The 18,783-nt window shown below is 47.1% G+C and carries 13 protein-coding genes; 5 read left to right on the top strand and 8 right to left on the bottom strand.

The features are described 5' to 3' along the window. Window positions 1-61: 61 nt before the first annotated feature. The 6 genes from QT979_RS26840 to QT979_RS26815 all read right to left on the bottom strand — a co-directional run bounded on the left by QT979_RS26840 (window position 62) and on the right by QT979_RS26815 (window position 7,449). Window positions 62-523, bottom strand: a complete 462-nt coding sequence (locus tag QT979_RS26840) for a DUF2817 domain-containing protein (protein WP_333312187.1) — start codon at window positions 521-523, stop codon at window positions 62-64. 256 nt (window positions 524-779) lie between these two features. Then, window positions 780-1,595, bottom strand: a complete 816-nt coding sequence (locus tag QT979_RS26835) for a DMP19 family protein (RefSeq protein ID WP_333312186.1) — start codon at window positions 1,593-1,595, stop codon at window positions 780-782. Between the two features lie 273 nt (window positions 1,596-1,868). After that, window positions 1,869-3,455 carry a photosynthetic/respiratory NAD(P)H-quinone oxidoreductase subunit D1 gene (ndhD1, locus tag QT979_RS26830; protein ID WP_445304814.1) on the bottom strand — a complete coding sequence of 529 codons (1,587 nt, stop codon included), beginning with the start codon at window positions 3,453-3,455 and terminating at the stop codon, window positions 1,869-1,871. A gap of 448 nt (window positions 3,456-3,903) precedes the next feature. Further along, window positions 3,904-5,949, bottom strand: a complete 2,046-nt coding sequence (locus tag QT979_RS26825) for an NAD(P)H-quinone oxidoreductase subunit 5 (RefSeq protein ID WP_333210842.1) — start codon at window positions 5,947-5,949, stop codon at window positions 3,904-3,906. Between the two features lie 363 nt (window positions 5,950-6,312). Beyond that, complete coding sequence (locus QT979_RS26820) at window positions 6,313-6,690, bottom strand: thioredoxin family protein (protein ID WP_333135247.1); 378 nt, start codon at window positions 6,688-6,690, stop codon at window positions 6,313-6,315. A gap of 45 nt (window positions 6,691-6,735) precedes the next feature. Then, window positions 6,736-7,449: an NnrU family protein gene (locus QT979_RS26815; protein ID WP_333210840.1), complete on the bottom strand. Its 714-nt coding sequence runs from the start codon at window positions 7,447-7,449 to the stop codon at window positions 6,736-6,738. A gap of 229 nt (window positions 7,450-7,678) precedes the next feature. On the opposite strand from QT979_RS26815, the gene QT979_RS26810 reads away from it, so the two are divergent. From QT979_RS26810 to QT979_RS26800, 3 genes are all read left to right on the top strand, one after another. After that, the gene (locus QT979_RS26810) at window positions 7,679-8,683 is read left to right on the top strand and encodes a LysR family transcriptional regulator (protein ID WP_333054398.1); all 1,005 of its coding nucleotides are present in this window, start codon (window positions 7,679-7,681) and stop codon (window positions 8,681-8,683) included. A 139-nt stretch (window positions 8,684-8,822) separates the two neighbouring features. Further along, complete coding sequence (locus QT979_RS26805) at window positions 8,823-10,268, top strand: serine/threonine-protein kinase (protein WP_333312185.1); 1,446 nt, start codon at window positions 8,823-8,825, stop codon at window positions 10,266-10,268. Window positions 10,269-10,351: 83 nt separating this feature from the next. Continuing rightward, complete coding sequence (locus QT979_RS26800) at window positions 10,352-12,025, top strand: asparagine synthase-related protein (protein ID WP_333312184.1); 1,674 nt, start codon at window positions 10,352-10,354, stop codon at window positions 12,023-12,025. Between the two features lie 457 nt (window positions 12,026-12,482). Here the strand turns inward: QT979_RS26800 and QT979_RS26795 are convergent, their stop codons facing one another. After that, entirely contained in the window at window positions 12,483-13,487 is a 1,005-nt protein-coding gene (locus QT979_RS26795; protein WP_333312188.1) for a zinc-dependent alcohol dehydrogenase family protein, read from the bottom strand. Window positions 13,488-13,683: 196 nt separating this feature from the next. On the opposite strand from QT979_RS26795, the gene QT979_RS26790 reads away from it, so the two are divergent. Both QT979_RS26790 and QT979_RS26785 read left to right on the top strand, forming a co-directional pair. Then, window positions 13,684-14,742, top strand: a complete 1,059-nt coding sequence (locus QT979_RS26790; RefSeq protein WP_333312183.1) for a transposase — start codon at window positions 13,684-13,686, stop codon at window positions 14,740-14,742. Window positions 14,743-14,984: 242 nt separating this feature from the next. Further along, a complete protein-coding gene (locus tag QT979_RS26785) occupies window positions 14,985-18,530 on the top strand; it encodes an EAL domain-containing protein (RefSeq protein WP_333312182.1) in 3,546 nt (1,181 codons plus the stop codon). Window positions 18,531-18,580: 50 nt separating this feature from the next. Here the strand turns inward: QT979_RS26785 and QT979_RS26780 are convergent, their stop codons facing one another. Next, window positions 18,581-18,721: a hypothetical protein gene (locus QT979_RS26780; protein WP_333312181.1), complete on the bottom strand. Its 141-nt coding sequence runs from the start codon at window positions 18,719-18,721 to the stop codon at window positions 18,581-18,583. Between the last annotated feature and the right edge of the window lie 62 nt (window positions 18,722-18,783).

Below are 18,783 nucleotides of genomic sequence, written 5' to 3'. Positions count from 1 at the left end.
TCCAAGTCTTCTCTTCATCCCTTGGGCTTATCTTGGCAACTAGAATAACTGCTACCCCTACTTATTGAGCCGATACAGTTGGATTTAGAAAGGAATTGAATTTAGGATAGTCCTTTGGGCTACCCTCAAAAACTTCTTCAGATAATAAAAAGTTACGGTTTAAGTCTATGTTATTTTCATTCCAACGTCGTCGGCATGCAAAACCATAAGGATTCAGAGCATGAATAAATACAACCTTAATATCAGGTGACAAGGATGTGAGAAGTTGGTGCTTTTCTAACAAGGTAAGTTGGATTGCCGAACCCAAAAAGCCTTCTACTCCATGCAAGCCACTAGAAATGACTACACATCGTCGTGGGTTGGAAGAACCACCGATCGCCACATCAATAGTTAATTCTTCACCAGTTGGACTCACCTGATCAATTGGATAGGCTGTGTGCTGATAACCCAAAGATGAAGATGCTGATCGAAATCGCTCTCGTGCAGTAATGTAGTTGGGTGAAAATGCTTCTGAATCGCTCATAAATCTTCGTTACCCACCAGTAACCTTACAATTATGCCTGAAAAGATAACTCACATGGCATGACTATTAATTATACTGTAGTTGCGGTCTAACACTTCGATCGCCCTTAACAAATATCGCACTCTTGGCCGAACAATAACGCTTTGCCGTTTGGTTAGTATTCCCTTTTATTCTAGCAAGTATAGAAATAAGAACAATTAAGAGTAAAGACTAAAAAAGATAGTGCATCAACCTAACTATTAATTTGGCTACATAGTTATACCACTACCAGCTCCGCAATCTGTTCCTCGGGCTTTCCAGAAAACATCATTGCCTTCCCGTCAGCCTCCACCATAAAGTGATGCCCATTGTCAGTAATAAAGTGCCAAGCGACTATTCTTTTGCCACCGTACTCATTCATAGTATCGCCTGCCGTAACGCGCTCAAGCTTATGGCCGGCTGCATCACACAAGGCTCGTATCAGTTTAATGTATTTCGGCTCGGCAGCACTGGCCTGGGCGAGCCGGGCCTCGCGATCGGAAATACTCAATGCTCGTCGAGTGACTTCCTGTTGGATTCGATCTTCTGCTACAACAATCAGGCCGGGGCGCGCTTTTAACCAGTTAGCATTTAATCGTTCGAGACTCTCCTCTTGTGCGATCGAATAAAAGTCCTCATTGATGCCATTTAGCCTGTCTCTCTCAGCATTTTCGCCGAATAACCCACTCGAAAAGAACGATGCTAACTTTGTCTTTCCTGCTGTAACCAGCGCCTCTCCTTTTGCAAAAAGATCGGTATGTTGTGTCGCGCCGATTTGCCCAAGGCCTTCTTTAACTAGCGCGATGACCGCAGGCTGCCACCTTGTGTTATAGACAAACTGAGCAAAACCACCATTATTCACCTGCCCGAGGTAATAATCAACGTAGTAACTGAGGAGTGCGTCGTGAGAAATTTCTGAGAGATTCAGAAGCTCTTCAAATAGTGCATTCACAAAGTCAATATTTGATTGGATCGTCGCGCGGATATCATCGCTATTCATGCTTTCCGCTGAGAGCACGACCGCATCTTTCGAGCCAAGTATGTCGTCACTCATTTTTCCGTCTCCCTCTTAGGCTAAAACTTTTTATGTGGCCCAACTATTAATTATATTGCAGTTGCAACATTGAACATAGCCTATCAAGCTCTTTTATGCTTTTTGAGGAACGACAATACTGAAAATCACATCAGCGTTCATCTGTGTTTATCTGCTGAAATCTGCGGTTTAAAAATCCCAATCTAATCGATTTACTTCGATCCGGTATATAGAAAACCCCCAAACCATTTTAAAAATCAAGTTTGGGGGTTTTCTTCCTAAATGCAGTTTAAATCACAACTTACTCGGCTCGATCGCCGGAGCACGCAGAGACACAGTTTTATCCGCAGCAGCCTTAGCCACAAGCGACGGCACAGAATCCCGCAATCTTGCAGTCAACTGTACAGTAGTCGCATCGTAAACCTGAGTCAGCATCTTCGGATACAAACCAATACCAATAATCGGCACTAACAGAGCCGCAATAATAAACACTTCTCGCGGTTCCGCATCCACCAATTCTTCGTGATCGGACAATTCCTTATTTTCAGGCCCGTAGAAGATTTCACGCAGCATCGACAGCAGATAAATCGGAGTCAAAATCACCCCGACAGCAGCTAGAAATACCACACAAACCTTAAACACAGGATTGTAAGCATCGCTCGTTGCAAAACCTACAAACACCATCAATTCTGCTACAAAACCGCTCATTCCCGGCAAAGCCAAAGAAGCCATAGAACAAGCAGTCCACATGGCAAAAACCTTACGCATTTTCTGTCCTACACCGCCCATTTCGTCCAGCATGAGCGTATGAGTACGATCGTAAGTGCAACCCACCATGAAGAACAAACTCGCCCCAATTAAACCGTGGGAAACCATTTGCAGCATTGCACCGCTCATTCCCAAATCGGTAAACGAAGCTATCCCAATCAGCACAAACCCCATGTGCGAAATCGAAGAATAAGCAATTTTCCGCTTCAAATTTCGCTGAGCAAAAGAAGTTAATGCCGCGTAAACAATGTTAACCACACCCAAAATTACCAAGATGGGCGCGAAGGTAGCGTGAGCATCTGGGAGCATACCCGCATTCATCCGCAGTAAAGCGTAACCGCCCATTTTTAGCAGAATTCCTGCTAGCAACATGTGGGCGGGTGCGGTTGCTTCGCCGTGAGCGTCAGGGAGCCAAGTGTGCAGGGGAAAAATTGGCAGTTTGACGCCGTAAGCTATTAAGAAACCTGTATACAGGAGCAATTCTACAGTGGGGGCATAATCTTTAGCTGCGATCGCCCGCATATCGAAAGTCACCGTATCGCCGTAAAACGCCATCGTCAGCGCGCCCAGCAAAATAAACAGCGAACCGCCTGCGGTGTATAGAATAAACTTAGTTGCTGCGTAGAGGCGTTTTTTGCCGCCCCAGATGGACAAAATCAGGTAAATCGGGACTAATTCCAGTTCCCAAACTAGGAAAAACAGCAACATATCCTGTACGGCAAAAACTGCGATTTGGCCGCCGTACATTGTCAGCATCAAAAAGTAAAAAAGCTTCGGTTTAAATGTGACCGGCCAAGCCGCTAAAGTAGCCAGAGTAGTAATAAAACCAGTCAGCAAAATCAGCGGCATCGATAAACCGTCAGCACCCACAGACCAGTTCAAATCGAGTTGCTGCACCCAAGTATAGCTTTCTACCAGTTGCAAATCTGGATTGCTGAAGTCGTACTGAGTGTAAAAAGCGTAAACAAGTAGGGCAAAATCGATCAAACCCACAATTAGGGCATACCACCGCACCGTCTTGCCATCCTTATCGGGAATTAAAGGAATCAACAAGGACGCAGCAATGGGAAACAGAATTGTTGTTGTTAACCAGGGAAAGTTAGCTGTATCCATTGCGTTTTAAAATGATCCATCAGTTATTAGGTTTAAACACATTTTGCCAATTTTAGCCTAAATTTTATACTTTCTTTATACGTAACAAATTTTTTTGCTCTTATTTGGACAAATTATGCGATCGCAACAGTTAAGTTTAATGAAAGATTTATTTCTATTTGCTAATTGTCAATTCTGAGTTCTTGAGCTAATACCATTTCTAAAAATATCTCCTAGTGGGGATACGGCAATGCCCAAAGCGTGTAAAATTAACCCTAAAAACTTTTGTATCTTTCGTTGCTCGCCCAGTTCATATCCCCCTAAATCCCCCTTAAGAAGGGGGACTTTGAGAGAATACTCTTGTTCCCCCCTTATCAAGGGGGGTTAGGGGGGATCTAGACTTCGAGACAAACAAGAGATACAGTCGGTTTGACATTAAGTTGACACTAAATGCCGTGTCCCTACCGATTTAACTGACTCCAGAAACGATCGCAAAACCCAGAACTGCGACAAACACAATCAAGGCATAAAATTGAGCGCGACCGCTCTCAAAGTATTTCAAACCTTCGCCGCTAACTAGAGTGATAAACCCTGTTAAGTTGACGACACCATCGACGACTCGCAAATCCACTTCCATGACTTGCCGCGCTAAACGGCGACTGCCTTTGACAAAGAGAAAATCGTTGATATCGTCGAGATACCACTTGTTCAGGGAGAACTCGTAAAGCGGTTTGATTTTTTGGGCGATCGCACTTGGGTCAATTTTACGGCTCAAATACATCAGAGAAGCCAAAGTAATGCCCAGCAAAGCAATACCTACAGAGCTTCCACCCATAATCAAAAATTCCGTCAAATTGAACTCAGCAGCGTGTTCCAAAACTTCTTCGAGAGACTCGCCAGGAGCGCGAACAAACTGCTCGAAATAATTGGCAAACGGCGTACCGAGAAAACCGATAAACACAGAAGGTACTGCCAGCAACACTAGCGGCAGAGCCATTGTCAGAGGAGATTCGTGAGGCAAATGGTCGTGCTCATCGTGACTGTCGTCAGTTGAGGCCAATTCCTTAACGTTCATCGCTCCCGGGCCAAAAACAAGACCGGGTTGCAAGAGTTGCCGCTTGATGGCGCTGTCATTTCCTCGGAATTCGCCCTCAAAGGTGCTGAAATACATCCGGAACATATAAAACGCGGTCATCCCCGCCGTCAACCAGCTAACAGCCCACAAAGCGGGATTTGCTGCGAAGGCGCTGGCGAGGATTTCGTCTTTTGACCAAAAACCAGCAAACGGCGGAATTCCGCAGATTGCCAAATTACCGATTAAAAAGCAAGAAGCGGTAATCGGCATATATTTCCGCAAGCCGCCCATGACTCGCATATCTTGCGCGAGTGCGGGGTTGTGGCCTACAACTGCTTCCATACCGTGAATGACTGAACCTGAACACAGGAACAGCATTGCTTTGAAATAAGCGTGGGTCATCAAGTGGAAAAGTCCGGCACTGTAAGCGCCGACGCCCATTGCCATCACCATGTAGCCGAGTTGGGAGATGGTGGAGTAGGCGAGGCCTTTTTTGATGTCATTTTGGGTAATCGCGATCGAAGCACCCATAAATGCCGTAAAACAGCCGGTGCAGGCGATCAAATTCATGACTGCCGGCAGCCCTTCAAACACCGGGTACATCCGAGCAATCAGGAATACGCCCGCGGCTACCATTGTCGCGGCGTGGATTAAGGCAGAAATCGGTGTCGGGCCTTCCATTGCGTCTGGGAGCCAGACGTGGAGGGGGAATTGAGCGGATTTGGCTGCTGGGCCCAAAAATATCAGGACGCCGAAGATTGTCGCCAGAGTCGCCGAAAGAGCACCGGATTCGACTAAGGAGTGCAGGCGTTCGCCCATCACCTCAAATTCAAAGCTGCCGGTGGCCCAGTAAATGCCGAGGATGCCCAGCAGCAGGCCGAAGTCGCCGACGCGGTTGGTGACAAAAGCTTTTTGGCAAGCGTCAGCAGCGGGTTTGCGATCGTACCAAAATCCGACTAGCAGGTACGAACACATACCTACAAGTTCCCAGAAAATGTAAATCTGAACGATGTTCGGGCTGATTACCAGACCCAACATCGAGGCGCTGAAGATGCTCAGGTAGGCGTAAAAGCGCACGTACCCGTCGTCGTGAGCCATGTAGCCGTCGGTGTAAATCATCACCAAAAAGGCGACCGTAGTGACGATCGCCAGCATCACCGACGTTAGGGGGTCGATAATATAGCCCATATTCAGCGAGAAGTCGCCAGCAGAAGCCCACTGAATACTGCGGGTGTAGGGTGCGTGGCCCTGTAGTTGACTCCACAGCAATGCGAAGGAGAGTACCATTGACCCGCCGAGTGCGGAGACGATTAATATCGCATTCGCTTGTCGGAGCTTGTTGGTTGCCTGGTTAAAGGTGATTAAGCCTAGACCTACTAGCATTGCGCCTGCCAGTGGCAGGACTGGAATCAGCCAAGCATATTGATAAAGCAGTTCCATGACTGATAGGTAGTTTAAAGTTTCTACTAGATATTGCCAAAACTGTAAACAATTGTGACACACGCCTGCGCCACTGGGCCAAAATACTTGATCCAATTCTTTAAGTATTGCTATACCTGAGTGCAATCGCGAGCAAGACGATCGCACTACTTTTTTCATCGCCAGCGAGACGATCGCACCCTACTCCGAAAATTATTATTCCTGTGGCAAGGGAAACTATAGGACAAATCTCACAGTCCTGTGCGTTCAAGACTGCGAGATTTATTTTGGTGTCCGATGGTTGATTGACAAATGGGGAATGCCTTCTGCTTCCGACATAAAAGCCGAATGCCTTCTACACAAGAGCCGAATGCCTTGGAACCATTACCGGTTGGCTACTTCCTGAAGTTGCAGCCGTTGAGATGGGGAAGCTACGTGAGCCGCCAGCATCCAGGAATCCAGAGTCCGCCGCAGTTCCTCGCGTCCTTTGTAGTCTTCCAATCTAAATCGAACTTTATCGCCCTCAAACAAAATCAGCGTCGGCAGACTTGTCAGCCGATAAGTGTGGGCCAACTTGAAACATTGATCGGCATTCACCCCTACTAGCTTGACTTTTTCTGCCCACTGTGCCTCAAAAGTCTTAAGCGTGGGGTCGATCGCGCGGCACAAACCGCACCAAGGAGCCGAAAAGTGAACTAAAACGGGGGTAGAGGCTTGAAACACCTCTTGTGCAAAAGTGCGTTCGCTAACCGACAACACCATGAGCCCTCAAAATTTAATAATTTTTTTTCTATCCTAGGGATCATGCTACCAGTATATGTTCCTAGTGACACGCATCAAAAAAGGATGAATTTCCCACAGCAGGCCCGTAAAAATGACTACACCTAGATAGGAAGGGCGCAGAAACTCTAGCAAATCAAGGGTTTGACGCTTTTGCAGGATTGCCAAAAAAGGAATAATTGAGGTTCGAGATTTGATGGTTTCAAAGGAATCCCCAAAACGAGCCTGAAGCCGCCTGTCGCCGTGCCACACTCCGAACAGGTGGTGAAGTACCAAACCGATGGAAGTGACGAGGGTAAAGCTAGTGCCAATCCACAGGGTGTGGGCCACGCACCAAATCAGTTGTCCCACCATTTGCGGGTGACGGGTGATGCGAATGATGCCAGTTTCGTAGAGGTGAACTTGGGGTTTTTGGACGGCGGCAATTTCTAGGAGGTTGAAAGTTGCTGGGTACAGAAACAGAAAGGAAATTGCCGAAAGTATCCAAACTGCCGGTTTAACTCCGGGGACGCCCTGTACTTGCCAAAGCTGCACGCCGTCGTAGCGGTGGTTGAAAAAGTAGACAATCAGAATGACGGCTAGCGGCAAACTGACAAGGGCAAACAAAACGCGGTAAAGTCTCGGCCCGATCAGCTTTTCACCTTTGGGCCGGAGGGCTGCTAAACCGCTGTGGGCGATCGCAAAAACCAGTAACAGGCCCAGAATAACTAAGTGGGAGTCAAGCGCCAAGTCGATCGTCATTGCAAATATTAAGAAAAGTTATTGATTCTCGGCCAATTTGTGTCACAAAGTATCTATGGGAGCATTCAGCGGTTATCAGTCAGTTAACTGTTCACTGTTCGCTGTTGACTGTTCGCTGTTCGCTGTTGACTGTTCGCTGTTGACTGTTCGCTGTTTGCTGTTCGCTGCCTACAGTCAACCGTCAACTGACAACTGACAACTGACAACTGACAACTGACAATTTAGATATATGTCTGACCTTCCTTTCACTTTAGACCAGTTACGCATTCTCAAGGCGATCGCCTCTGAAGGAAGCTTCAAACGCGCGGCGGACAGCCTCTATGTATCCCAGCCAGCAGTTAGCTTGCAGGTGCAAAACTTAGAGAGACAATTGGACGTGCCGCTGTTTGACCGGGGGGGGCGGCGGGCGCAACTGACCGAAGCCGGACACCTGCTGCTGAGTTACGGCGAGAAAATTTTATCGCTTTGCCAGGAAACTTGTCGAGCTCTGGAAGACTTGCAAAATCTCCAAGGGGGTACTTTGATCGTCGGCGCTTCTCAAACAACGGGAACCTATTTGCTGCCCCGGATGATTGGGATGTTTCGCCAAAAGTACCCGGATGTAGCGGTACAACTTCACGTTCATTCGACCCGCCGCACGGCGTGGAGTGTGGCCAACGGGCAAATCGATTTGGCAATTGTTGGCGGAGAGATTCCTACCGAACTTGTAGAAGCTTTAGAAATTGTTCCTTACGCTGAGGACGAACTGGCTCTGATTCTCCCTCCATCTCATCCGATGGTACAACAAGAAACTATCCAAAAAGAAGACCTTTACAAATTGCAGTTTATATCCCTCGATTCGCAGTCTACGATCCGCAAAGTAATCGATCAGGTACTGACTCGTTGCGGCATAGACACGCGCCGCTTGAAAATAGAGATGGAACTAAATTCGATCGAAGCCATTAAAAATGCCGTTCAGTCGGGGCTGGGAGCTGCTTTTGTCTCGGTTTCGGCGATCGAAAAAGAGTTACTCATGGGCGTCTTGCATAAATCTCAAATGGACGAAGTTTTAGTAACTCGCATTTTGTCGCTGATTTACAACCCCAACCGCTACCGGTCTAAAGCAGCAGAGGCTTTCAGCAATGAAATTTTGCCCCAGTTTGCTACTTATTCGACCATCCTGGAGAAGAAAGAGCCTCCGGCGCTCGATTTGGGATTCATAGAAATAGGAACTCCCAACTCGGCGGGAAGTTAATCTCTTAGGTCGCTGGCAGTTAGCAGTTCGCGGTTAGTTGAGAAATCGAAATCTGATTTAACAATCACTTTTTCTTCCCTCTTCCCTCTTCCTTTTTCCCTCTTCCTTCTTCCCTCTTCCCTCTTCTTAGCAAACCAAAATGGAAGTTTACTGCACCCGACCGGGCTGCCCGCGCCCTCAAAACTATTTTCCCGACCTCGATGACAGTTCGCTGCTGAAAACCGTGCAGCAAAAGTTTTGCACGACTTGCGGGATGCCCCTAATTTTGGGCGGGCGCTATTTGCCCGTCAGGTTGTTGGGTCAAGGGGGTTTTGGGGCGGCATTTTTGGCCAGAGACCGCTATACTCCGGCGATGCGGCAGTGCGTTGCTAAACTTTTGCAGCCCTCGGTAAGTCTGACTCCGCCCCAGCTAAAAATCGCTCAAACTCTGTTTGAACGGGAAGCGGCTGTGCTGGAAGAACTGGGAAACGAACATTCCCAAATTCCAAGTTTGCTGGCTTTTTTTGAGCTGACTGTTACGAGTTTGCAGCCGGGAAAAAACGATCAGTTTTTCTATCTGGTTCAAGAATTTATTGACGGTAAAAATTTGGAGGATGAACAGGCTGTTAAAGGCAGGTTTTCGGAGGCGGAAACGGTGGAGGTGCTGCGGGAAATTTTGAAGGTTCTCGATTTTGTACACTCTCGCGGTTCGATTCACCGAGATATTAAACCTGCTAATATTATGCGGGGTAAAAACGGTCGGCTTTATTTATTAGATTTTGGGGCTGTTAAACAAGTAACACAAAGTGTTGGGAGTGCCAAAGCTTCGACTGGTATCTATTCTTTGGGTTACGCTCCGCCAGAACAGATGAGCGGGCAAGAAGTTTATCCGGCAACGGATTTGTATGCTTTGGGTGTGACTTGCATTACTTTGCTGAGTGGTTTGCAGCCGACGGAGTTGTTTGATAGTTACAGAAACGAGTGGAATTGGCAGTCGCGGGTGCAGGTAAGTTCGCGTTTGGCTCACGTTCTCGATCGAATGTTATTATCAGCTCCCAGCCAGCGTTTTCAATCTGCGAGGGAGGTGGAAGCAGCTCTGATGTCTGGCCCTCAACAACCTTCTCAACCACCTACAGTCGTGGTGGCACCGCCTCCGATACCTCTTCAACCGACTCTGCCTCCTCCTGTACGGGTTCCTGCAACACCTCCGGGAGGGCTGCAACCTTCGCAGAGAGCGACTTTTTCGATTTGGGAGGTTTTGTCGGGGGCGGCGTTTACGGGTTTTGAGGGAGGGGTGTTGGCGATCGCCCTGACGAGTTTGCTGCCCTCTCCTGGTTTGAGTATCGGATTGTTGGGGATGATTGTGGCGGGTTTGATTTACGGCCAGTATCGCAGGGCGATCGAACAAACTGAGATGTTGATTATTGGTGCAGGTACTGTGGCTTTGCTGTGGTTTTTCCCGGTTTTACAGACGGCGGCTGTTGCGATTTATCCGAATTCTCCGCTCACTGGCGTGTTATTTGTGGGATGGTTGGGTGCTTTGGGTGCGATCGCTGGCACAGCTATTTTTCGATTGATTTATAAGTTACTTTCAAACGTTTTTTAATGTAATAGTCATCTGCAGAAAAGCCTGTTTTGAACAGGCAAGATGCCTGTTCCACAATAATTATGGGAGATGTCTAATTTAAAATGCACACTCAGAAATCTATCTACCCTAATTGGGTGATTGCTTGGGGCCCAGAAGCCCGATCGCACCCTGCAACTTGGGAAACGTCCGGTTTTGCCATAATCGGAGCTGAACCCACCTTCAGCCCCAATCAGCGATTTGTGCTGATAGGTGACTGCTGCTTCGATCGCACTCCCATGCTCAAACAACAGATTGACACAGATGGATTGACCGATTTGGCGATCGTCGGGCGGCTATGGGAACAGTACGGTACTAAAACACTGAGCTTACTGGAAGGACAATTTGCCCTTGCAGTGTGGGATAGAGACGAGCAAACCTTGTGTCTGGGGCGCGATCGCGTCGGAGCCAAAACCCTCTATTACACCCGTACAGGAACGACTCGCTGGATTGCGCCCCGACTGCGATCGCTCAATCCGTATCACGATCGAGAACTTGATTTAGTTGCTTTGCGCGACTACTTGTGCTGTGCCTTTGTACCCGGAACACAAACGCTGTGGGAAGCGGTGCGAGAGTTGCGACCCGGTAGCTACCTGTACTTACCGGATATTGAGGCGCAGAGATACTGGCAGCCACAGGAGCAAATTACTAACGCCGATCGCCCTTTGGAATGGCACAGTCAACAAGTGCGATCGCTTTTGGAACAACTGGTGCAGGAAGCGCTACCAGCGGGAGAACCAGTCGCAGCATATCTTTCGGGTGGTATTGATTCAAGTTGCGTCGCGGCGATCGCCACAAGGCTGCATGATCGTCCGGTACACACTTTTTCGATGCACTTTGGCGCTCAATATCCCAGCGAGATTGAATTTGCCAACATCGTTGCGGCACATTGTGGCACTGAGCACCACATTTTGGAAGTTTCGCCGCAGCAAATTTGGGAGTTGCTGCCGGAAACGCTGGCGGCGATGGATGATCCAGTGGGGGAAGGCTTGACGGTTCCCAATTTGCTGTTGGGGCGATCGGCAAAGCAATTCGCAGACGTGGTACTGAATGGCGAAGGTGGCGATCCGTGCTTTGGCGGGCCGAAAAATAAGCCGATGCTGCTGAATAGTTTGTACGGTTCGATTCAGGGTAAACCAGATCCGATCGCAGCTTACTTGACTTCGTTTCAAAAATGCTATGTGGATTTGCCACGTTTGCTGAAGCCGGAGGTTTGGGAAAAGGTGAAGAATGCGCCTTCCGTCTTTGCTGAGGAATTGCAACAGACAGAAACGACGTTTTTGAATCGGCTGATGCGGCTCAACATTGAGTTTAAGGGAGCCGATTACATTTTGACCAAGGTAAATAATCTCACGGCTGCGGCGGGACTAAAAGCTCGATCGCCTTTGTTTGATTCGCGGATGGTGGCACTGAGTTTGCAAATTCCGCCAGAATATAAGCTTTCGGGCGCGCAGGAAAAAGCGGTTCTCAAGGCTGCTGTGGCGGATTTGCTGCCCGATGTCATTGTCAACCGTCCGAAAAGCGGGATGGTGATGTCGATGCAGCAGTGGTTTTTGAGGGATTGGCAGCGGCAAGCGCGATCGTTGTTGCTGAATCGTCATGCGGCGATCGCGCCTTACCTCGATCGAACACTAATCCGCGAGTGGCTAAACTATCGTGGGGAAGTTTTTCCCCGCTATGGGCTGAAGTTGTGGCTGCTGGTGACGCTGGAAATTTGGTTACAAGTAAATCGCCGTTAGTTACCCCCAATTAGGGTACGGGGCCGTGCTTTTCGTCGTGTCAACTTCAGCAGTTGACCTTCAAATTTATCGATCGACAGCGGCATTTTTCCTATACGGTTTTCGCTCTTGTTTATAGAACCGAATTAAACCGCAGAGGGCGCAGAGGATACAGAGAAACGGAAGAGACAGATGAATCATTCCGATGCCAACGGATTTGATAGAAAATAAAGATTTACCTTGGTCGTTGAATTAGCCAGAAGTCTCTCAAAATTATTAACCAGGATTTTGCACCTTTCTCTCCAATAATTTCATATCATTTCCGATCGATTAACCATAATATCCCGGTCGGGGCGGGTTTTTGAGATTGTGAATTATTGGCTGGTATTCTTGGTGAACTCGCCCTACCTACAAAAATCGTGGTTCCTCGACCGGACATGATATCAGTTGTCAATTTCTTATTTAACCATCCGCATTTTTAACCCGCAATTTCAAGCACTATTTTACCGGTTACTGAGCCTGTTTCTAACAGTTCGTGAGCGGCTTGCGCTTCTTCGAGAGGGAAAGTTTTGCTGACGTGAATTTTTAGCAAGTTGCGATCGCACAAACGAGCACACTTCTGCAAAATATGAGCCTGCTGTTCCTGTTCCTCCACCAAACCTTCCAGCATCGGTGTTAACATTAATTCCAGACTAATTCTCAGATTTCGCATTCTCGCTGTTTTCAAATTTCCCAAACCTGGATCGGGTTCCAAAATTGTTACCAAATCTCCATAAATCTTCACAGCCGGAATAGTTTGGTAAAAAGTTTCTCCCCCGACTGTATCGAAAGCCAAATCAACTCCTTGTCCTTGAGTCCAAGTCAAAACCTCATCGACAACATTGGTATTTTTGTATAAAATAACTGAATCTGCACCTAGGTGCTTGACAAGATTGGCTTTTTCCTGAGAACTAACAGTCGTGCAAACCTCTGCACCCTGCAACTTCGCCAACTGTACCGCGACGTGGCCGACACCGCCGGCACCAGCTTGAACCAGGACTTTTTGACCGGCTTGCAAGCGCCCTCGATCGTACAGCGATTCCCAAGCTGTAATTAAAACTAACGGTGCCGCCGCCGCCTCAGCAAAACTTAAAGCAGCAGGCTTGAGGGCGAGAAAGCGTTCGTCTACTACGGCAAACTCAGCATAAGTACCCCTCGATCCGCCCAAACCGCCATTGCAGAAAAAAACCTCGTCTCCTACTTGGAAACTTTGCACACCAACACCGACAGCCTCTACGACTCCAGCACCGTCGCACCCCAAAACGTGAGGAGCTTTATCGGGGTAAAAAGTGCCGCGCGATCGCAACTTAGTATCTATCGGATTGATACCCGCCGCTCGCAACCGCACCAAAACTTCAGTTTCTGTTTGTATAGTAGGGGCGGGGATATCTTGCAGTTTCAATACGGACGGGCTTCCGGGGGTTTGAAAAACAATCGCTTTCATCATGGGTGTTACACTAGATCAGATAATCCCTAAACTTTATTGTATATTGCTTAGCAAAGCAACAAAAAAAATTCGTTTATCCAAAATTTATGATTGTTGTTGAAAGGCATTACATAGATCGTCAGCATCCGTTTTATAAAGAGTTTGATGACTTATCATTTCTGTCCAAAATTTTCTACTATCATGGTAAATGTTTATGATAAAACACTTTTTCAGTTCGGGATATAAAGTTGGTAGCACTAGAATTATCCGACAGTTATTTGCCATCTTAAAACCTAGAGACATATCTCAATCATTCACGGCTAAAATTAGAAATCAAGGTCTCAAAGAAGTTGTTCATGATTGGGAGGATTGCCAAAATTTAAGAATAGCTTATGACCTAGATATACCTCGATTTTCATTCCTACCCAGCATTCCCCAATACCAACATAAAATCTGTACACGTAACTTGTTAAGTTCTGATAACCAATCCCTAGAAAAAAGGGGAATAAACCTCAATAAAGGACTACTTCATTTATCTCAAAGTGACATAATAATTTCTACAAAATTCCAAGATGTCATCAAGGTAAGGGTAGTTTCTGCAACAGCGCTCTACTTTTTTGAGGTTGCTAATCAAAAGCCTGTAACGTTGATGAATTTAAATTACCACCTCAGAGAAGGTATAGATTTAGGGATTGATAACTTCGTCGCTTTGGCATCTAATAAGCCAACATTTACTCCAACTATTTATGATAAAAAACATCTCAAATTAATTACTCAAGCTTTCAATCAGCCCAGAGCATTTTTACTGTCAAAAATAGATCGGAAAAAATCTACCACGCGCCAAATCCAGCAAATCACATTTAATCGAAACAAGCCCTTAGAAAACTACCTTCATCAGACCAGCAGTTTGATTGTCAAGCGGTTGGAGTATGAGAAAATAATCCAGTTAATTATTGGCACAAAGGTTAGGAATAAACCGAATATAAAATTACAAAAAAAGCATCATATTTTTGGCGTCATTCCTCATACAGAGCCCATAAAATTTATTACTTGCAAAACTGAGTTAGTCGGTATCAAGGTAATAGTTACACAAGCATATTATACAAATAAGTGCAGATTTGGGGATTTAGAGCCTGTCGGTAAGCAAGAGTCTTACCAGGGTAAGATCGGTAAACGCGAGTGGTTTCGGTCTTGGAATGAAAGTCGAATTAATTCTGATGTGAAGGCAGCGTTAAATATAATTAGAAAAGTAAACGTAAACTCACCCCCTTAGAGGAGTGCCACAATCGTATATATGTGTTTACAATTTCACCTGTACGGGTTCAGCCTGTACGAAAAAAACCACAAAAAGTTCGGTAATGTCAAGTATTGCCAGGTTTTTTGGGAACTGTTAACTCTCTTGTCGCCTTCACGGCGATCAGACCTTGTATTCGTTACCCATCCGTGACGATACTTAGTTATTTTTAAATAGATTGGCTTCAGATAACTACAACAATTGTCGAGCGGTGCTAATCGATGTTCGATCTAGATTTATTTTTTTACTTTGAGATTCTTGCATATCTTCTGGGATTATTGGCGACTTTAGCCGTGGTGTCCGCGATTTATCTCAAGTGGCACCGAAGGCCTTCCAGGCTACCGCTAGCCAAAGAGCAACGGCAGTTGGCAGACTTAAAGCCGGACGATTTATCTGCAGGAGTGAAAATGCCGAAAAACTTTGTGATTTTCCCGAACTCAAATCGGTGGCCGGCAACTGACAGCTTCTTGGGTAAAGTTTTAGGTGTGGGCCGCGCTGTATTCTTGCCCAAGCAACAGCGCCTAACAGTGAATTCTTCGCCTATTGTGGGGCCTGGAAATAGCAAAACCCTAAGTCTGAGCATTTCGGGTTCGATGGGGGAAAATCCCGATCGCCCGAATGCCGAGAATCCTCCCAAAGTTAATGCTTTCGCGCAATTAGAGGAAGATTTGCTGGGCGAAATCCTAGCAGGTACTGATTCGCCGGGGGGAGCAGAGTTCTTTGATGCCTTAGTTTGCCACTTAGCCTCAGCACTGGGAGTTCGCACCGCCGTCGCTGCCAAATCGATTAAGTCGAAGCCACGCACCGATGCTGCTGCCGATAGATTGCAAGTTATTAGTTTTTGCAGCGACGGACAGCAGCAGCCAAACTTTGAGTACGACACCGCCAATACTCCCGAAGCGCGGGTGCTGGAGGGGGGAATGTATTCCTGTCCCGACTACCTCTGGGAAACTTTTCCAGAAGACCGCAGACCGGTAGTAACAGGTGCGCGCAGTTTCCTGGGAGTCTTGCTGAAAAACTCTTACGGCGAACCTTTAGGCATTATCTGTATTTTCCACGATCGCCCCCTGGTGGAAGCACATCTTGCCAAATTCCGATTAATTCTCAGCATCTTTGCCGGACGGGCCGCCGCCGAATTAGAGCGGCAGCGCCTAGAAGCAGCACTGTCCACTGTAGAAGCGAAATACTGCGCCCTGGTAGAACAAATGCCTGCTGTCACCTACATTTCTCCCCTCAACCGCACGGCTGCCAAACTTTACATCAGCCCGCAAATCGAGACTTTTCTAGGTTATTCTGTAGCTGAATGGAGAGCCGATCCCGACCTGTGGCTGAAACTCGTTCACCCAGAAGACCGTGACCGCGTGTTAGTTGAAAACGCTACACAGAAATTCACCGATGGAGAAGATATCTTCTGCGAGGGGTCGCTGGTTTCAGAATACCGCGCGATCGCCCGCAACGGTCGAGTAGTCTGGTTCCGCGATCAAGCGACCGCAGTTCGCGATGAAGCAAGCAAATCTGTCATCCTTCAAGGCGCCATGTTTGACATCACAGAGACTAAAGTAGCTGCCAGCGCACTGCTAGAAAGCGAATACCGCTATTACACCTTGGCAAAAATACTGCCGGTCGGGATTTTCCGCGCCGACGCTGCTGGAGATTGCTTGTACGTCAATGAGCGATTTTTGGAGATGGCGGGGCTGACTGCACCAAAGGCACTAGGCGAAGGTTGGGCGCAAAGTTTGCATCCCGAAGACCGCGAGCGTGTTTTGAGCCAGTGGTATCGCGCTGTCATAGACAAGTTGCCCTGTAAGTTAGAGTACCGTTTTTGCAACGGTGACTTCACAACCTGGGTATTTTGGCAAGCAGTGCCAGAAATGACGAAAAGCGGGGAAGTTCTAGGCTATCTCGGCACGTTGACCGATATCACCGATCGCAAGCAGGCAGAATTCGCGCTGCAACAGGCGGAAGAGAAATACCGCAGTATCTTTGAAAATGCGATCGAAGGAATTTTCCAGATAACGCCTGACGGGCGCTACCTCAGCGCTAACCCTGCTTTAGCGAGAATTTACGGCTACTCCTCGGCTGCCGAATTGATCGCGAACATACGCAACATCGACCGCCAACTTTACCTCGATCCCAACCGCCGCGTCGAGTTTTTGCGTGCGATCGAAAAACAAGGTTTTGTGTCTGAGTTCGAGTCTCAAGTTTACCGTGCTGACGGCACTACTATCTGGGTTTCCGAGAACGGCCGGGCAGTTCGCGACCCTGACGGAAATTTACTTTACTACGAAGGCACTGTCGAAGATATTACCCTCCGCAAAATAGCAGAAGATAAGTTGGTACACGATGCTTTGCACGATATGCTAACCGGTTTGCCCAACCGAGCTTTATTTATGGATCGCTTGGGGCACGCGATCAATCTTTCAAAACGCCGCCCCGAAATTTTGTTTGCGGTGCTGTTTATCGATCTTGATCGCTTTAAGGTTGTTAACGACAGTTTGGGGCATTTAGTGGGCGATCGGTTGCTAATCGCGATCGCGCAGCGCCTGGGAATCTGTTTGCGCGCTGGAGATACCGTTGCGCGTCTTGGCGGCGACGAATTCGCTATTTTGCTGGAAAATATCAAAAGCACCGAGGATGCGATCCAGATTGCCGAACGAGTGCAAGCGGAACTGGCAGAGCCTTTTTACCTTAACGAATATCAAGTTTTTACCAGTGCTAGCATTGGGATTGTTTGTTCTGGTTTGCCTCGGTATTCAAGGGAAACCAGCAAACTGTCGAGTCCCGAAAATCTGGGAAATATCGATCGGGAAACTTCTTTGTCTTGCTTATCTTCCGACTCTCCTGTTCCCAATGTCCCGTTCCCCATGTTGTACGATCGACCTGAAGAACTGCTCCGAGATGCAGATGCTGCCATGTATCATGCTAAGGGATTGGGCAAAGCTCGCCACGAAGTTTTTGACTTAAGTATGCACACTCGCGCCGTCGCCCTTTTGCAACTGGAAAACGACCTGCGACGCGCTTTAGACTCCCAGGAATTTCAGCTCTACTATCAGCCCATCGTCTCTCTAGTTACTGGTAGAATCAGCGGTTTTGAAGCGCTGCTGCGGTGGTATCACCCGCAGCGGGGTGTCGTAGCTCCTGGCGAGTTTATTTTAGTAGCAGAAGAAACTAGATTGATTATACCTATTGGCTGGTGGATGATGCGATCGGCTTGCCATCAGATTCACCAGTGGCACCAAAAATTTCCAGAAAATCCGCCATTGACTGTCAGCGTCAACCTTTCTAACCAACAATTTAAACAACCGGATTTAATTGATCGCATTCGCGATATTTTACAAGAAACTCAGCTTGACCCCCGCACTTTAAAGGTAGAAATTACTGAAGGCGTCATCATGGAGAATGCTGAATCAGCAGTGGCTATCCTCGCGGAATTGAAAAATTTAGAAATTCAATTATATATTGACGATTTCGGCACTGGCTATTCTTCTTTGAGCCGCCTACACACCTTTCCAACTGATGCTTTAAAAATCGATCGAGCTTTTGTCAGCCGCATGACTGAAGATGAAGGAAACGAAGCGATTGTACAGACTATTTTAATTTTAGCCAGTCATTTAGGTATGGATGTAATTGCTGAAGGAATCGAAACCAGCGAACAGCTTAATTTACTTAGAGCTCTGCAATGCGAATACGGACAAGGATACTTTTTCTCAAAGCCGATAGACAGCATCGCAGCCACACTTTTGATAGCAAGTCAACCTAAATGGTAATTTGACTGTTGGCTGTTGACTGTTGGCTGTTGACTGTTGACTGTTGACTGTTAACCTTTGGCTTTTTGTTTTAGTGAGTTAAGATAAGCATTAAGTTTTGGTGAAAGTTCATTTAATAAGGGATGCAGGCGATCGCTCTGTTCTTGGGTTAAAAGATTTCGAGCGTAGGCAAGTCTTAAGCTGTTCGACATCTAAACTGCATTAACTCGCGTTACCTTTGTTTTTGATCTTTCGGTTCCATTTCATAATTAAT

The sequence above is a fragment of the Microcoleus sp. w2-18bC1 genome (assembly GCF_036700365.1).
In the GTDB taxonomy this organism is placed as follows: domain Bacteria; phylum Cyanobacteriota; class Cyanobacteriia; order Cyanobacteriales; family Microcoleaceae; genus Microcoleus.
Note: the sequence above shows the minus strand (reverse complement) of the source record. Positions and strands in the feature narration are given on the sequence as shown.

Excerpts from the sequence above, each read along its gene's own strand:
- QT979_RS26815 (WP_333210840.1), bottom strand. The coding sequence starts at position 7,449 with ATGACGATCGACTTGGCGCTTGACTCCCACTTAGTTATTCTGGGCCTG.
- QT979_RS26790 (WP_333312183.1), top strand. The coding sequence starts at position 13,684 with ATGATAAAACACTTTTTCAGTTCGGGATATAAAGTTGGTAGCACTAGA.
- QT979_RS26835 (WP_333312186.1), bottom strand. The coding sequence starts at position 1,595 with ATGAGTGACGACATACTTGGCTCGAAAGATGCGGTCGTGCTCTCAGCG.
- QT979_RS26780 (WP_333312181.1), bottom strand. The coding sequence starts at position 18,721 with ATGTCGAACAGCTTAAGACTTGCCTACGCTCGAAATCTTTTAACCCAA.
- QT979_RS26810 (WP_333054398.1), top strand. The coding sequence starts at position 7,679 with ATGTCTGACCTTCCTTTCACTTTAGACCAGTTACGCATTCTCAAGGCG.
- ndhD1 (WP_445304814.1), bottom strand. The coding sequence starts at position 3,455 with ATGGATACAGCTAACTTTCCCTGGTTAACAACAACAATTCTGTTTCCC.
- QT979_RS26840 (WP_333312187.1), bottom strand. The coding sequence starts at position 523 with ATGAGCGATTCAGAAGCATTTTCACCCAACTACATTACTGCACGAGAG.
- QT979_RS26825 (WP_333210842.1), bottom strand. The coding sequence starts at position 5,949 with ATGGAACTGCTTTATCAATATGCTTGGCTGATTCCAGTCCTGCCACTG.
- QT979_RS26795 (WP_333312188.1), bottom strand. The coding sequence starts at position 13,487 with ATGAAAGCGATTGTTTTTCAAACCCCCGGAAGCCCGTCCGTATTGAAA.
- QT979_RS26800 (WP_333312184.1), top strand. The coding sequence starts at position 10,352 with ATGCACACTCAGAAATCTATCTACCCTAATTGGGTGATTGCTTGGGGC.
- QT979_RS26785 (WP_333312182.1), top strand. The coding sequence starts at position 14,985 with ATGTTCGATCTAGATTTATTTTTTTACTTTGAGATTCTTGCATATCTT.
- QT979_RS26820 (WP_333135247.1), bottom strand. The coding sequence starts at position 6,690 with ATGGTGTTGTCGGTTAGCGAACGCACTTTTGCACAAGAGGTGTTTCAA.
- QT979_RS26805 (WP_333312185.1), top strand. The coding sequence starts at position 8,823 with ATGGAAGTTTACTGCACCCGACCGGGCTGCCCGCGCCCTCAAAACTAT.